The sequence below is a fragment of the Streptomyces durocortorensis genome, assembly GCF_031760065.1.
Taxonomy (GTDB): Bacteria; Actinomycetota; Actinomycetes; order Streptomycetales; family Streptomycetaceae; genus Streptomyces.
This window is the reverse complement of record NZ_CP134500.1, coordinates 3,190,779-3,205,821: the sequence shown is the minus strand read 5'-3', so window position 1 is coordinate 3,205,821 and position 15,043 is coordinate 3,190,779. Positions and strand designations below refer to the sequence as shown.

Genomic DNA, 15,043 nt, shown 5'->3' with positions numbered 1-15,043 from the left:
AATCGGGCCAGCGCGTCATCCGTCCCAGCGAATAAGCAGCTTTTCATTCGGCCTGTCGCCCTTGCCGTCCGGAACCGTGTGCGAGTTTGACCTCGCCGTGTCGGCACTTCGACGCAAACGAACCTGCAAGGAAGAGGGTGGGCGGATGATGGCCGCCACGAAGAGGATCGCCTTGGGCGTCATGGCCACGGCTGTGGCCGCCGTACTCGCGGGCTGTTCCGGCGCCGGGTCCGGAGGGCCCGCGACCGGGGGAGCGGGAGCCGGTGCGGAGAAGGGTGCGCATGGCGCCAAGGAGAACGCACCCGAGGCTCCCCCGAAGAACGCGGTCAAGCTCATCGGGGACGGATCCACCGCCTTCACCGGGGTTCAGCCGAAGATCCCGACCGCCGAACGTCTGGCGCCCGGTCAGAAGCCCCCGCAGTTCGTGGTGTTCTCCTGGGACGGGGCCGGGGAGGACAGCCAGAAGCTCTTCTCCCACTTCCGCGGCGTGGCCAAGAAGTACAACGCCACCATGACGTACTTCCTCAGCGGTGTGTATCTGCTGCCGGAGGAGAAGCGGGGCCTCTACAACCCGCCCCAGCACGCGCCGGGCCGTTCCGACATCGGCTTCAACGACACCGAGGGCATCCGCAACACCCTCGCCGAGGTCCGTGCCGCCTGGAAGGACGGCAACGAGATCGGCACCCACTTCAACGGACACTTCTGCGGCGCGGACGGCGGCGTCGGGACCTGGTCCGTCGAGGAGTGGAGGAGCGAGATCGAGCAGGCGAAAGCTTTCGTCAAGAGCTGGAAGAGCAACGCTCCGGAGCTGAAGGGCGAGGCCCCGCTCCCCTTCGACTACGACAAGGAACTGATCGGCGCCCGGACTCCCTGCCTCGAAGGGCAGAAGAACATGGTCGCCGCGGCCCGGGACATGGGCTTCCGGTACGACTCCAGCGGCGTCGGCAACCAGGTCTGGCCCAAGAAGAAGAACGGGGTCTGGGACATCCCGCTCCAGCTCGTCCCGATGCCCGGCCGCGCCTTCGAGACCCTCTCGATGGACTACAACTTCATGGTCAACCAGTCCGGTACGGCCACGCAGGGCGACCCCTCGAAGCACGAGTTCTGGGGAAACCAGATGAGGGACGGCCTCCTCCAGGCCTTCGACCGCTCGTACAACGGCAACCGGGCGCCGCTGATCATCGGCAACCACTTCGAGTCCTGGAACGGCGGCACCTACATGCGCGCCATCGAGGAGACCATCGCGAGGGTGTGCACCAAGGAGGGCGTGCGCTGCGTGTCCTTCCGGCAGCTCGCCGACTGGCTGGATGCCCAAGACCCGAACGTGCTGGCCAAGCTCACGACGCTCGGCGTCGGTCAGGCGCCGCAGGAGGGTTGGTCGTCCTACCTGGGAGCCCAGCCCGCTGCCGCATCGCCTGCGGACAAGACGGCGGGCAAGGCGGCGGGCAAGGGAGAGGGCAGGGAGTAGAGACGTAGCAGCCCGCCTGGCCCGCCGCCCGCCCGGCCCACCTGGCCCACCTGGTCCCCGCCCGGCCCCGGAGGGCGGCAGGGGCCGGGCAGGTGGCTCCGGCGCTGCGGGGGGCCGCTGCGGCGTGCGCGGGGCGGTGTGGCGGGTCAGGCGGGTGCGGCGACGCCCGCCCCGACGCGCCGCTCGTCGAGCACGAAGGCGGGGTCGACCTGGGCGGCCAGGTCGGCGCCCGTCTTCTCGTTGCCCCAACTCTCGGCGTTCTTCAGGTGGAAGTGCACCATCTGCCGCGTGTAGCGCTCCCAGTCGCGGAGCTCGTACGAATCCTCGGCGGCGTCCTGGAGGGTCTGCAAGGCCATCCGGTTGTCGGCCTCCAGCAGCTCGAACCGGGACGGCCGGCCCTTCTCCATCGCCCGTACCCAATCGGAGTGGCCGACCCCGACCAGCAGGTCGTCGCCGACCTCCGAGCGCAGGAAGTCCAGGTCGTCCGGGCCCTGCACCTTGTTGCCGACGACCTTCAGCGCGACGCCGAAGTCCCGGGCGTACTCCTTGTACTGGCGGTACACCGACACCCCCTTACGAGTCGGCTCCGCGACCAGGAACGTCATGTCGAAGCGGGTGAACATCCCCGAGGCGAACGAGTCCGAGCCTGCCGTCATGTCGACCACGACGTACTCGTCCGGGCCGTCGACCAGGTGATTGAGGCAGAGCTCCACGGCTCCGACTTTGGAGTGGTAGCAGGCGACTCCGAGATCGGACTCCGTGAAGGGGCCGGTCGCCATCAGCCGGATGTCGCCGTCGTCGAGCAGGACCGTCCGCGCACAGGCATCGAAGATCGGGTTGTCCTCGCGGACCCGCAGCAGCCGTGAGCCCTCGCCGGGGGGAGTCGTCTTGATCATCGTCGCGGCGGAGGCGATGCGCGGGTTGGTGCCACGCAGGTAGTCCTTGATGAGCGGCAGGTGCGCACCCATGGCGGGCAGCGCGGCTGCCTCCGCCTCGTCCAGGCCGAGTGCGGCCCCCAGGTGCTGGTTGATATCGGCGTCCACGGCGATGACGTGGGCTTCATTGGCGGCGAGGTGGCGGATGAAGAGCGAGGACAGCGTGGTCTTTCCGCTGCCGCCCTTCCCGACGAAAGCGATCTTCATGTTCACCTAGGGTAGCGGCATGATCTCTTTGTGTTGTCGATGTTCGTGAAGAAGGCCACTTGAGGGTGGTCCGGGTGGAGTGGGCGCGTAGCCTCGCTACTTATGAGTACGACTGCCTCAGACCCGCTCGCCGCGCTCGGCGCTCTGCCCGGGGTGCCCGACGCCGTGGACTCCGTACGCAAGGCCGTCGACCGTGTCTACGGTCACCGCGTCATGCGGCGCCGCAGCAACGAGGTCACGGCCGAAGCCGCGCTGCGGGGTTCCCGTGGATCGGCCGCGCTGGCCGGTGCCGACTGGAATCTTGAGGAGGTGCGGCGGCGTACCGACTTCAGCGGTGACGGCGAGGCGCGCACGGTCGGCGCCGCCCTGCGGCTCACCGCGGAAGCGGGTCAACTCCTTTCCATCTGGCGGCAGTCGCCGCTGCGGGTGCTGGCTCGGCTGCATCTGGTGGCGGCCGGCGGGGCGACCCCCGACGATGCGGTGGGCCGGCCCAGGCTGGGGGGTGAGTCCGTCGACGAACCGCTGGTCGAGGCGCCGCTCCCCGATGCCGACGAGGTTGCCGGACGGCTGGAAGGGCTCTCTCAGCTGATCATCGCGGGCGGTACGGCCCCCGCCCTGGTCACGGCCGCCGTGGTGCACGGTGAGCTGCTCGCGCTGCGCCCCTTCGGTTCCCATAATGGCCTGGTCGCTCGCACCGCCGAGCGCATTGTCCTGATCGGCAGCGGGCTGGACCCGAAGTCGATCTGCCCGGCCGAGGTGGGGCATGCGGAGCAGGGCCGGGCGGCCTACGTCGCGGCATTCGAGGGCTACAGGGCCGGGACCCCGGAGGGGATGGCCGCCTGGATCGCGCACTGCGGGCGGGCGGTCGAGCTGGGTGTGCGCGAGTCGACGGCGGTGTGCGAGGCCCTGCAGCGCGGCGCGGCGTAGGCGGCGTCCGGCCGGGCGGCAGGGGCCGGGCGGGTGACGGCGCCCCGGGCAAGGGTTGCGGCGGTACCGAGGTGCGGTACCGCCGCTGGCACGTCCGCCCAGTTACCAAGCGTCCTCGATGTATGCCCATCAGGTCGGGTGCTTTGCCCGTCACCTGGTGCGGCTGGCCCGTAATCGACGGGTCGACGTCGCGTGGGTGCTCGACTTCCGTGCTCGGTCCGTGGGGCCGTCTTGCGTCACAGGTCATCCTCGCGGATGTCCTTGGTCTCGCGGGCCGTTGAGTCCTTTCTACTCCAGTGTCAGGGGAAGGGAAACCCCTGGCCCCACTTCTTTACTTTTAGGTTCAATCAAGGGCGAATCGGGCGGGCCTTTTTCTGGCGAGGGGCCCGGCCCCCGGAGGAGCCTCGCCGGAGGGGCCTCGGCTCGGGGTTCACCCGGGCAGGGCTGCTCCGGCGGTGCGGCGGCGGTTGGCGTACCAGACCAGCCCCGCTGTGACCGTGGCCGCACCGACCGCGGCCGCTGCCACCAGGGCGGGGCGGGGCGGCAGTGAAAACGCGGGTAGGCGTTTCTTGAGCTGGACCGGGCGGTTGAAGACGAGAATCGGCCACTCGCGAAGGGTCGCTTCGCGGCGCAGTGCGCGGTCCGGGTTGACCGCGTGCGGGTGCCCGACCGATTCCAGCATCGGTACGTCGGTCGCCGAGTCGCTGTAGGCGTAGCAGCGCGAGAGGTCGTACCCCTCGGAGGCGGCGAGGGTCCTCACGGCCTCGGCCTTGGTCGGCCCGTAGGCGTAGTACTCGACCTCCCCCGTGAAACAGCCGTCGTCGCCGACGACCATGCGTGTGGCGACGACGCGGTCGGCGCCGAGCAGTTCCCCGATCGGCTCGACCACTTCCGCGCCCGAGGTCGAAACGATGACCACGTCGCGTCCTGCCATGTGGTGTTCTTCGATGAGGGTGGCGGCCTCGTCGTAGATGATCGGGTCGATCAGGTCGTGCAGGGTCTCGGCGACGATCTCCTTGACCTGCTGGACGTTCCATCCCTTGCAGAGGGCGGAGAGGTATTCACGCATCCGCTCCATCTGGTCGTGATCGGCGCCCCCGGCAAGGAACACGAACTGTGCGTACGCGGTGCGCAGTACGGCGCGGCGGTTGATCAGTCCGCCTTGGTAGAAGGACTTGCTGAAGGTCAGCGTCGAAGACTTCGCAATGACCGTCTTGTCCAGGTCAAAGAAGGCTGCTGTGCGCGGCGAGAAGCGGTTTTCCACAACGCTGAGCATAGGGGCCCACCATTCGGCGTAAAATCCGGCGCGTGGGTTTGCCTGAGAAGGCCCTCGGGTACACCATGGAAGTCACGGATCGTTCGCGACCGTGCTAACCCGGTCCGACTCCTCCCCCCCCGAGTCGGCCGTGGGGACGACCCCCGCTCTCCCCCCCGGCGGGGGTCGTCGCATGTCCGGACGCATTTTCACGGGCGAGATCCACTTCAGCCTCCCATTCGGCCGTCATCGGCCTGATCGTGCGAGCCGCCGATGCGCGCCTCGTCTCGTCACAGTGTGTAACGGATGGGCTGCTCTCCGGAAGTCGCTGGTATGGGTGACGGAGATATTCACAAGGTCGAAGTTGTCCACAGTTTTTCAGCAAGATCCACACGTTTTTCCGTTGTGCTGCACGTTGATTCCACCCGCGAAGTCCGCGGGTGCCGGAATCGCGCATCTCGGAAACGTTCCGAGATCGCCGCGAACCGCACTGAAGGGGCAGTGAGAAGGGGGCGGAGATCGTGGCTGGATCCCTGGCGGAAGAAGGGGCGGCGGTCGCCGAAGGGCGGCGTGGAGGCCCGCTGATCGTGACGGAAGACGTGGAGTTGCTCGACGACCTGCTGCGGCTGTGCGCGGCAGCGGGGGCCGAGCCGGAAGTCCACCACGGGCCGCCCGGGCGACGGGGCGGCTGGGAGCGGGCTCCGATGGTTCTGGTGGGGGATGACGCCGCCGTGCGATGCCGGGGCGCCGGCCGCAGGCGGGGCGTGATGCTGGTCGGGCGGGACCAGGACGACCCGGACGTGTGGCGGCGTGCGGTGGAGATCGGGGCCGAATACGTGCTGCGGCTGCCCGACTCCGAGGGCTGGCTCGTCGACCAGATCGCCAATGCGGCCGAAGGGGTGGGGAAGCCCGCGCTCACGGTCGGCGTGATGGGCGGGCGGGGTGGCTCCGGCGCGTCCACGCTGGCCTGCGCCCTCGCGGTGAGTGCGGCCCGATCGGGGCGGCGCACGATGCTGATCGACGCCGACCCCTTGGGCGGGGGAATCGACGTCCTGCTCGGCGGGGAGCGCGCCGAAGGTATGCGGTGGCCGGATTTCGCCCATTCGAAGGGGCGCCTCGGCGGGGGAGCCCTGGAGGACTCACTGCCCGCTCTCCACGGGCTGCGGGTGCTGAGCTGGGGCCGTGACGACGAGGTGGTGATCCCGCCGCAGGCCATGCGAGCGGTGCTGGCCGCCGCCCGTCGGCTCGGCGGCGTGGTGGTCGTGGATCTGCCGCGCCGGGTCGACGAGGGCGTCGCGGAAGCCCTGGCTCAGCTCGATCTCGGCCTGCTCGTGGTCCCGGGCGAACTGCGAGCCGTCGCAGCCGCCAAACGCGTGGCCTCCCTGGCCGGAATGGTGCTGGACGACCTGCGCGTCGTGCCCCGCGGACCGTATGCGGCAGGCCTGGACGAGCAGTGGGTGGCCCAGGCCATCGGGCTCCCGCTCATCGGCGAACTGCCCCTGGAGTCAGGGCTTCTGGCTTCCCAGGGCAGCGGCACCCCGCCCGGTGGCAACGCCCGCGGTCCACTGGCCCGCTTCTGCGCGGCCTTCTGGGAGCAGGCGGCGGCCGCAGGAGACACCGGCGCCGCGACGGGTCCGGCCGGGGGAGGCGCGCCATGACCGACGCGCTGCTCGACGCCGTACGGCAGCGGTTGGCGCGCAGCGGTACCGCTCCCACCCCGGCCGGAGTGGCGGCCGCTCTGCGGGCCCAGGGGCGGCTGCTGGGCGATGCCGAGGTGCTGGGGGCGGCGGCGGAGCTGCGGGGCGAACTCGTCGGCACGGGAGTGCTGGAACCCCTGCTCGCGGACCCGGCGGTGACCGATGTGCTGGTCTCCGCGCCGGACCGGGTGTGGGTGGACCGGGGCGGCGGGCTCCAGCTGACGGGTGTCACCTTCCCGGACGCGGCGGCGGTGCGGCGCTTGGCTCAGCGCCTCGCCGCGGTGGCAGGCCGGCGACTGGACGACGCGCGGCCGTGGGTGGACGCACGGTTGCCGGACGGCACCCGGATGCATGCAGTGCTGCCTCCGGTGTCGGTCGGCTCGACCTGCCTCTCCCTGCGGGTGGTGCGGCCGCGGGCCTTCTCGCTCGCGGAGTTGGTGGAGGCGGGCACGGTCCCGCCGGGCGGCGACCGGATTCTGCGGTGCTTGGTCGAAGCCCGGCTCTCGTATCTGATCAGCGGAGGCACGGGGGCGGGCAAGACAACTCTCCTCGCCAGTCTGCTGGGTGCGGTCGGGGCGGACGAGCGGATCGTGCTCGCCGAGGACTCCGCCGAACTGCGGCCGGACCACCCACATGTGGTCCGCCTGGAGTCCCGCCCCGCCAACCAGGAAGGGGCAGGAAAGGTGACACTGCGGGACCTGGTGCGGCAGGCGCTGCGCATGCGCCCCGACCGGCTGGTGGTCGGCGAGGTGCGGGGCGTCGAAGTTCTCGAACTCCTGGCGGCCCTGAACACCGGCCACGAAGGAGGATGCGGCACGGTCCACGCGAACGCGGCCGAGCATGTTCCGGCCCGACTGGAGGCGCTGGGGACCGCGGCCGGTCTCGACCGGGTCGCCCTCCACAGCCAGTTGGCGGCCGCGCTCTCGGTGGTCGTACACCTCGTGCGGGACCGCTCGGGGCAACGGCGGATCGCCGAGGTGCACGTTCTGGACCGGGATGAGGCGGGGCTGGTCGTCACGGTCCCCGCACTGGCCTGGGGCATCGACGGCTTCGTTCCGGAGCGGGGATGGGAGCGGCTGCGGTCGCTGGTCGGAGGTGTGCTGTGACAGGGGGAACGTCGGTCCAGGCGACCCACATCGCGGCCCTCTGCGCCGGTTCTGCGGTGTGGCTCACCATGATGCGGGACCCGGGGGCCCGGCGGGCGCGGGTGCTGTTCGTGGGCGTTCGGCCCGAGCCGCGTCGGTCGTGGAGCCGGTGGCCGGGGCTGCCCAAGGCTTGGGATCGGCTGCGGGAGTTGACCGGGCGGCGTCGGGAGTGGTGGTGCGTTCCGATCGCGGTGCTGCTCGCTGTGCTGGGCGGCTCGGTGCTGCCCTTGGCCGCTGGAGCCGTGGCGGTTCCGTTGGTACGGCGGTGGTTGCGCGGTCGGGCCGGACGGAGGGAGAGGGAGCGGAGGGCGGACGTGGTGGCGTCGTTGTGCGGAGCCGTGGTCGGGGAGCTTCGGGCTGGTCAGGAGCCGGGGCAGGCGTTGCTGGCCGCGTTGCGCGACTGCGAGGCGGCGGGCCGCGACGGGGTGGCGGACGGAGGTGCGTCGGTGAGTGCCCGCCCCGGTGCGTGGCTGGGGGATGCGGAGGCCGCGGTGCTGGCGGCGGCGCGGTTCGGGGGTGATGTGCCGAGGGCGCTGCGGCAGGCGGCGGAAGGGGCGGGGCTTGAAGGGCTGTCCGGGATGGCTGCGTGCTGGCGGGTGGCCGTCGACGGCGGGGCGGGGCTGGCGGCCGGGCTAGACCGTTTGGAGACGGCGTTGCGGGAGGACCGGCGTCGTCGGGAAGCCCTGCGGGCCCAGCTGGCGGGAGCCTGGTCGACCGTCGTGGTCCTGGCGCTGCTCCCGGTCGCGGGCCTGGGGCTGGGAGCAGCGCTCGGAGCCGAGCCCCTGCGCGTGCTGCTGCACTCCCCGGGCGGACTGGTCTGTCTGGCAGTGGGCGGCTTCCTGGAGGCGGCCGGACTGTTCTGGGCCTGCCGGATCGTACGCGGAGGGGAGGCGACGTGAGTGTGATGGGCGGCGAAGTTCTCCACAGCCTGGGGATGGCGGCGGCAGCGTTCGGTGCGGCAGCGCTATCGGGGCTTGTGTGGGCCGTCGGGCGCCGGGAGCGAGCTGTTCGCGGGCGGGGCGCGTTGCTGCTGGGGACGGCCCCGGGCGCACGAGCCGGGTGGTGGGGCCGGGTGACCGCATCGATCAGGACGAGCGGCGGGGACGGTCCCGCTGGGGGTGCTGGGGGCGTCGGGGTCGGCGGCGGTGCAGGGCGGTGGGCGGCGCCTGCCGGGGTCTGGCTGACCGGATGGATTCTGGTGGGTGGTGCGAGGGGATGGGCTGTCGGTTTGGCTGCGGCGTACGGGATGTGGCGTTGGCAGCGGAACCGGACCCGGCAACGTTCGGGCCGGGCTCACCAGGAGCAAGCCGTGATCGCCGGGCAGCTTCCGCTCGCCGCGGATCTGCTGGCGGCCTGTATCGCTGTCGGGGCAGGCCCCCGGGAGGCGGCGGAGGCGGTTGGCGAATCCATCGGCGGCCCGATCGGCGACCGGCTCGCCCGTACCGCCGCCGAGATCCGCCTCGGCGGCGAACCGGCCGAGGCGTGGAGCCGCCTCGGGGAGATACCGGGTGCGGGTTCGCTGGCCCGCTGTCTGCACCGGGCCGGATCGACAGGTGCACCGGCCGCTGAGCCGGTTGCCGCACTCGCCAGGGCGATGCGGGCCGAGCGGGCCGATGCGGCCGTGGCCCGGGCGCAACGGGCCGGGGTGCTGATCACCGCACCGGTCGGGCTCTGCTTCCTCCCGGCCTTCCTGGCGGTCGGGGTGGCGCCGGTGATCATCGGGCTGGCAGGTGGACTGCTCGGGGCCGGTTAGGGAGATCCGGCTCGGTCGCTCCGCGGTCCTTCGGGGCCGGTGGGGTCCACAGGGCCAGCAGGGCCCACGGGCCTGCAGTGCCTGCGGGGCCGGTGGGCCGGCGGTCCGGGAGGTTGCGGGAGGTCGGTGGGCCAGCGCGTGGCTCGGGCCGCGACTCGGTTGCCACCAGCGAAGCCTCGGCTTGTCAGCTCAGCCGTCACTCATGGGTGTTCCGTTCGGGCGCCCACTCGATATCGATGCTCATCGGGGGATGAAATGGAAACGAAGTTCTGGGACCGGGCCGCCGGCGCACTGTGCCGAACGCGGCCGTCGATGTGGCTGTCGGACCGGCAGACCAAGATGATGTGGCTGTCGGACCGGCAGACCAAGTGGACCGCACAGTGGTCGGGGAGGCTCGGCCGGTCGGATCGCGGGATGACCACATCCGAATACGCGGTGGGGACCATCGCGGCATGCGCCTTCGCCGCGGTGCTCTACAAAGTGGTCAACAGCGGGCCGGTGCTGTCGGCCATGCAGTCCCTGGTCGAGGACGCGCTCGATGCGAAGTTCTGAGGGCGGGGCCGGATGCGGGCGGGGGGCCGCCGCCCGCGAACGGCACCGGTGCGAGCGGCGAAAGGTTGCCGGGCGGCGGAGCCCGGAACGGATGTGCGACAGGAGCGTGGTTCGGAGCCTGATCTGCTCCAGGCGCCGGGATCGTGGGGCGGTGACCGCCGAGGCGGCCGTGGTGATCCCGGTGCTGGTGGCCTTCGCCATGGCGCTGCTCTGGGCGCTGGTGGCGGCCTCGGACCAGATCCGGTGCGTGGACGCGGCGCGGGCGGGGGCGCGGGCCGCGGCACGTTCGGAGCCGGAGGCGGCGGTGCTGGCAGCCGCGCGGGACGCTGCGCCCGGCGGAGCCCGCGTCGAGGTGGCGAGGGCGGGGGACCTGTGGCGCGTCCGGGTGGAGGCGCCGACCCCGGGCCCGGGCGCGTTGGCTCTCACGCTGCGTGCCGAGGCGGCAGCCCTGGCCGAGGACACGGTGGGGAGCGCTGGGCCATGAAGACGGCGTACGTCAAGGTCCGGGGGCGGAGTCTGCGCCGCCGGAGCAAGGCCCGGGGCCGGGGCCGGGGCACTGGCCGGATCCTGGCCCAGGATCGTGACCGCGACGACGCCCGGGGCCGCGGCTGGGGTCTGGGCCGGGCCCGCGACCGGTGCCGACGCCGGGACCCGCTCCCGTGCCGGCACCCGTGCGGGTTCAGGCTTCGGAGTCGGGACCCGCTTCGGCTCCACGCTCCGCTTCGGGGGGCCTGGTTCCCGCCCCTGGTCCGGCCTTGGACGATGCCCCGGGGCGGGTGGCCGGGTGGGGTGCGGTCGCAGAGGATGGATCGAGGGATGGCGACGGTGTGGGTGGCTGTGACCACGGCGACCCTGTGCACGGTGTTCGCACTCGTTCTCGCCCTGGGGCAGGCCGTGGCCGCACGTCACCAGGCGGGCGGTGCAGCGGATTTGGCGGCCCTCGCCGCTGCGGACCGGGCGCTGGAGGGGGCAGAGGTCGCCTGCGGGGCGGCCCGGAGGGTGGCCCTGGCGCAGAACGCCGTGCTCGTCCGCTGCGCGGTGCACGGGGAGACCGCCGATGTGGTCGCCCGGTCGAGCTTCGGGCCCTACAGGCCCGCTGTCCGGGCCCGGGCCGGCCCTCCGGTTGCTCTCGACGCGGTGGTGGTCGGCAGGTTCGGCCGGGTCGATTCGGCCGCGAGCCTTTTCAAGGCGTCAGCTGGTGGGACGGCTCGGCTGCTCCGCCGTGAGCGCTGGTGCGACCACGACCTCCAGGTTCCCCGAGCGCCAGCCCGACAGCCCCCACGCCGCGGGGAGCTGGAGGCTGAAGAGAGCGAAGATGCCGGTCACGAACGCGCTGTCGACCGGTGCTTCGTCCCCGGTGGCCCAGGCGGTGATTCCTCCACACAGCAACAGGACAGCTGTGTAGAGGAGTCCGTCGGTCACGATCACACGCCAGCGCGGAAGGGGCTGCAGGAAGCGGCGGGCGGCGGTCAGAGCCATGACGGCGGCGACCGGGAAGACCAGCTCCCAGGGGTCCGCCGCTCTACCGGCGCTCCAGTCGTCGTGCCCGTCGGAGAGGACCAGCAGTGCGAGTTCGACGCCCAGGCCGACCAGCCAGGACACGACGGTTACGGTCAGCGCGTAAGAGAGAGCGCCGCGCCATGTGACAGTCATGTCTACCCCTTTCGAACAGGATGCCGGGTGGCGTCCTGTCCCGCTTCATCGTCCCACCGGGGCCTTCCGCTGCGGTTGTGGGGTGGGTGGGTGGGGTCAGTAACCACCGCTGTTTCCGATGGTGCCGCGCTCGCACATCGGCTGGGACAGGCACAGGAGGCTGCCACTCTTCGACCGGTGCACGACCTTGGTGGAGTGCTTCTTCCCTCGGTGGCCGAACAGGTACAGCTCGTGATCCGGCGCCTTGCGGTACTTGCCGGTGGCGTAGAAGTCGCCGTTGCGGGCCAGGCGCATGTCGAAGGTGGCCCCGACCCCGGCTCGGCGGAGCCCGGACGAGGGGCAGAACGGGTCGGTGGCCTCGATCGTGCCGCGTACGGCACGGGTCTTTCCGTTGTGCTTCGTCATCGCACGGAAGTCGATCTTCTTCGTGCTGGCCTTGCGCTTGGCGACGAACTTCCCGGACTTGGCCTTGTAGACCTTGGTCCATCCCGTCTTGGGGAACAGGTCGTACGAGGACTTGTTCCAGTGGATGACACCCCGGACCCCGGCCCGGAAGCGGGGCCCGGTGATCTTCTTGGAGTATCCGCGGTTGTCTCCGGCGTACTTGTAACCGGAGGTGTACTTGCAGCCGGAGACCGAGCCGAGCTTCTTCGGCACGGTGGCCCACTTCGGGCGGATGAAAGACCGCCAGACCACGGTGGTCTTGGTGTACTTCTTCGCCTTGGCCTCGATCTGCCGCGCGGTGGCGGCGAGCGTGGCGGGGTCGTCGTCGGTGGGCACGGTGGCGGTCAGCCCCCAGGTGTGGCCGACGCCTCCCTTGGTCTCCCCGACGACGGTGTACGAGACCTCGGAGCCCGGGGTGACGGCGGTGTCACGGAGGCTGTGACCGGTCGCCTCACCGATCTCGATGCCGTCGCGGTACACCGTGTAACGGGTGGCGCCGAGATCCGGCCAGGACAGGTCGACGAACGTGGACGAGGCGGCCCAGGCAGCGCGTTCCGCCTTGTTGGGAGAGGAGGCGAGGGTGTTGTCGGCGACCGCACGCTGGCTGCCGAGGGCGAGAACCTGGGTATCGGTAGCGGTACCGACGTAGTTCTTGACGGTCTGGATGCTGCTGCTTTGTGCGCTCCGAAGGACCCTTGTGGCACCGAACTTTCCGCTGTCGGCGTCGAGGACGAAGGCGGCTTCGGTGGAAGAGGCGGCAGTCCTCGGCTGGACCGGGGCGGGTGCTGCGGCGGTGAGGCTGCCGATGAGGAGGGACGCTCCGGTGGCCGTGAGGATGCCGGTGCGGAGCCGTGCCTGTATGGGCATAGGAGGGTGATCTTCCTCTCGTGTCAGGTGGATACCGTGCGCCTGGCCGCTTCGGCCGCCATACGGGGAAGGCGAGTTGCACACGTGGAAGCGATCCCCGGGGTAAGTGGCCGGCCCGCCCTGGCTCCCGCGGGTCTGGCGGCGCGTGATCCTCAACGAGGTTATGGGGATGGATGGTTGGGCGACATTGTCCCTTCAGGCATGGCCCGAAAGGGACCCTCCCGAAAGGTCAATGCGGCGTACATGAACCGGACTTATGGACTTTGTGTCGACCGTGTCCGCGTCAGAGCGGGCGGTACGCTGATAGCTGGTCTCTGTTGCCACCAGGCCACGGGGGTCTGCTGGAAGGGGCGGGGATCAGGAAGGACCGGAATGACCACACGGTCCGAGGCGGGAGACGCGACCTGTCCATACCTGCGCACGGGGCGCGATCCCAGGAGCGCTGCATGGCGGTTGGAGAGCCTTACCGGCCGGGAGAAGGAAGTCCTTCTGCTGCTCGGTATGGGCCTGGGCAACAGACAGTTGGCTCAGGAGCTGGGTATCGCGGAGCGAACGGTGAAGGCGCACATAGCGAGCATCGTGGGCAAGATCGGGCAGGAGACGCGGACGCAGGCCGCAATCGTGTCGGCTCTGGCGCATGACGTGCTGTGTTCCGATCCGTCGTGCACGCGGCACCCGGCGAAGGTTTCCGGCCGCCATCGGGGGCATGCCGCCGCGTGATGAGGGTCTTGCGCCCGCGCCGTGCCAGGTGCGGGCGCAAGGCTGATCAGTCCGGCTGAACGCACTGCGCGGTCTGCTCGATCGGCGAGATCAGGGCCGAGAGCTCGACGAGCACCTCGTCGGGCGCCTTGAGGGACTGGGTGACGGTGACCTCGGTGGCCGGGGTGCGGCCGTAGGTGGTGATCACCTTGCTGGTGTCGGTTGACCTCGCGCTGTCGATGACCCAGTCGACGCCGTCGGCTGCGAAGCAGGGGTCTGTGGTGGGGCCGAGTTCGGGTACGCCGCAGCGAAGAACGATGTCGCTGTCTCCCCAGACGGCGACTCCGGGCAACTCGGTGTCGTGGTGTGCGTGCCCTGCCAGCTTGCCTGGAGCGCTTTCCGTGATGCGCTCGCACTGGGGGTTGCCGGCCTCGGCGCCCGGCCGGATGTCGTAGTGGGGCTCCTTGGTCACGACGAACGCCAGCGCGGCGGCGACGGCCACGACTGCAGCCGCCAGAGGGAGGGTTGTGCGTTTGCTGGGCATGCTCAACGGTTCGTCTTCCCGGCGAGAGGGAGATGGTCGGGCGACACGTTATGGCATGGGGTGGAGCGGAGGGAATGAGGGGCGCGCGTATTGCCCATTGGGGCAATGCCCCTTTGGACACCTCCCCAAGAGACGTGGTGGACAGAGGGGTTCACTTCTAGGTTCGGGCGCTCAGCCTTTTGTTTCCTCGTGGAGGGGGACCTCGATGTACAAAGCAACCGGTTCGCTCGTACTGGCCGCAGTCGCCGCAGGGTCGTTGCCGCTGCTTTCGACACCCGCCCAGGCGGCTCCGCAGGCGAAGAACCCGTACGCGCACACCCGGCTGGAGCGAGTGTGGGCGTCGGGCAACTGCCTGTCGATGGGCGGCAGCAAGAAGAACAACGCGCGACTGGTCCTGGCCAAGTGCGCCAAGGCCTACAAGACGCAGAGGTGGACAATGAAGCGAGTTTCCAAGAACAAGTCGGTGTTCACCATCAAGAACGACAAGTCCGGGAAGTGCCTGGTCGTCGGCGCCAAGAGCCGTCTGGTGCAGAGCACCTGCAACTCGGCGAAGAAGAGCCACCAGTGGGCGCTCAGCGGCTCGAAGATCTACAGCAAGTCGAAGGGCAAGGTCATCGCCTCGAAGTCCACGAAGGCGGGATCACACCCGTATCTGGAGAAGAGCAGCGGATCGAACAAGGCCCGCGGGCGCCAGGAATGGGGCCTGTCCTGACGGAAATGCCCGGACGCCCCTTTCCGTCCGGGGCTCGGACTTCTCCCAGGTCCGGACCGGCGTATTCAGCCCCTCCCGTGTGCAGGCCATGCGGGAGGCGGTGGCATCATCGACGAGTGTGAAGACGCTAAGAGCCTCAATTGCGGCGGCCCTTCTGCTCGCTGCGCTGGCGGGGTGCTCGACAC

15 protein-coding genes and 1 pseudogene are annotated in these 15,043 nt (G+C 70.4%); 11 read left to right on the top strand and 5 right to left on the bottom strand.

Features of this window, described 5'->3' with window-relative positions; translation table 11 throughout:
* Positions 1–145: 145 nt before the first annotated feature.
* Positions 146–1,468 (top strand): polysaccharide deacetylase family protein, encoded by a 1,323-nt coding sequence (locus RI138_RS14050; protein ID WP_311120187.1) that lies wholly within the window; start codon positions 146–148, stop codon positions 1,466–1,468.
* Between the two features lie 146 nt (positions 1,469–1,614).
* Here RI138_RS14050 and RI138_RS14045 read toward each other — a convergent pair whose 3' ends face one another.
* Positions 1,615–2,610 (bottom strand): ATP-binding protein, encoded by a 996-nt coding sequence (locus tag RI138_RS14045; protein WP_311120186.1) that lies wholly within the window; start codon positions 2,608–2,610, stop codon positions 1,615–1,617.
* Positions 2,611–2,712: 102 nt separating this feature from the next.
* Between RI138_RS14045 and RI138_RS14040 the strand changes: the two genes are divergently transcribed.
* Positions 2,713–3,537: a Fic family protein gene (locus tag RI138_RS14040; protein WP_311120185.1), complete on the top strand. Its 825-nt coding sequence runs from the start codon at positions 2,713–2,715 to the stop codon at positions 3,535–3,537.
* A gap of 430 nt (positions 3,538–3,967) precedes the next feature.
* Here the strand turns inward: RI138_RS14040 and RI138_RS14035 are convergent, their stop codons facing one another.
* The gene (locus RI138_RS14035) at positions 3,968–4,813 is read right to left on the bottom strand and encodes an HAD family hydrolase (protein WP_311120184.1); all 846 of its coding nucleotides are present in this window, start codon (positions 4,811–4,813) and stop codon (positions 3,968–3,970) included.
* Positions 4,814–5,313: 500 nt separating this feature from the next.
* Here RI138_RS14035 and ssd point away from each other — a divergent pair, with 500 nt between their 5' ends.
* The 7 genes and pseudogenes from ssd to RI138_RS14000 form a co-directional block, all read left to right on the top strand.
* Positions 5,314–6,450, top strand: a complete 1,137-nt coding sequence (gene ssd, locus RI138_RS14030) for a septum site-determining protein Ssd (protein WP_311120183.1) — start codon at positions 5,314–5,316, stop codon at positions 6,448–6,450.
* A complete protein-coding gene (locus tag RI138_RS14025; RefSeq protein ID WP_096622929.1) occupies positions 6,447–7,595 on the top strand; it encodes a TadA family conjugal transfer-associated ATPase in 1,149 nt (382 codons plus the stop codon). The genes ssd and RI138_RS14025 overlap by 4 nt, the downstream gene beginning before the upstream one ends.
* Positions 7,592–8,533, top strand: coding sequence for a type II secretion system F family protein (locus tag RI138_RS14020; RefSeq protein ID WP_311120182.1), 942 nt, complete (start codon positions 7,592–7,594; stop codon positions 8,531–8,533). Before RI138_RS14025 ends, RI138_RS14020 begins: the two co-directional genes overlap by 4 nt.
* A gap of 35 nt (positions 8,534–8,568) precedes the next feature.
* Positions 8,569–9,387, top strand: a complete 819-nt coding sequence (locus RI138_RS14015; protein WP_311122894.1) for a type II secretion system F family protein — start codon at positions 8,569–8,571, stop codon at positions 9,385–9,387.
* A 255-nt stretch (positions 9,388–9,642) separates the two neighbouring features.
* The gene (locus RI138_RS14010) at positions 9,643–9,939 is read left to right on the top strand and encodes a DUF4244 domain-containing protein (RefSeq protein WP_398862963.1); all 297 of its coding nucleotides are present in this window, start codon (positions 9,643–9,645) and stop codon (positions 9,937–9,939) included.
* 91 nt (positions 9,940–10,030) lie between these two features.
* A complete protein-coding gene (locus RI138_RS14005; protein ID WP_311120181.1) occupies positions 10,031–10,423 on the top strand; it encodes a TadE family type IV pilus minor pilin in 393 nt (130 codons plus the stop codon).
* A pseudogene (locus tag RI138_RS14000) lies at positions 10,420–10,998 on the top strand (Rv3654c family TadE-like protein); the annotation flags it as partial. The gene RI138_RS14005 and the pseudogene RI138_RS14000, both read left to right, overlap by 4 nt.
* Before the next feature lie 132 nt (positions 10,999–11,130).
* On the opposite strand, the gene RI138_RS13995 reads toward RI138_RS14000, so the two are convergent.
* Both RI138_RS13995 and RI138_RS13990 read right to left on the bottom strand, forming a co-directional pair.
* On the bottom strand, positions 11,131–11,592 hold the full coding sequence (locus tag RI138_RS13995) for a hypothetical protein (protein WP_311120180.1): 462 nt from the start codon (positions 11,590–11,592) through the stop codon (positions 11,131–11,133).
* A 96-nt stretch (positions 11,593–11,688) separates the two neighbouring features.
* Entirely contained in the window at positions 11,689–12,903 is a 1,215-nt protein-coding gene (locus tag RI138_RS13990) for a hypothetical protein (RefSeq protein ID WP_311120179.1), read from the bottom strand.
* A gap of 372 nt (positions 12,904–13,275) precedes the next feature.
* On the opposite strand from RI138_RS13990, the gene RI138_RS13985 reads away from it, so the two are divergent.
* Complete coding sequence (locus RI138_RS13985; RefSeq protein ID WP_096623043.1) at positions 13,276–13,623, top strand: helix-turn-helix domain-containing protein; 348 nt, start codon at positions 13,276–13,278, stop codon at positions 13,621–13,623.
* Positions 13,624–13,669: 46 nt separating this feature from the next.
* On the opposite strand, the gene RI138_RS13980 is transcribed toward RI138_RS13985, so the two are convergent.
* Positions 13,670–14,146, bottom strand: coding sequence for a DUF3515 family protein (locus RI138_RS13980; protein ID WP_311120178.1), 477 nt, complete (start codon positions 14,144–14,146; stop codon positions 13,670–13,672).
* Positions 14,147–14,351: 205 nt separating this feature from the next.
* Here RI138_RS13980 and RI138_RS13975 point away from each other — a divergent pair, with 205 nt between their 5' ends.
* Positions 14,352–14,858, top strand: a complete 507-nt coding sequence (locus tag RI138_RS13975) for an RICIN domain-containing protein (protein ID WP_311120177.1) — start codon at positions 14,352–14,354, stop codon at positions 14,856–14,858.
* The last annotated feature ends 185 nt before the right edge of the window (positions 14,859–15,043 follow it).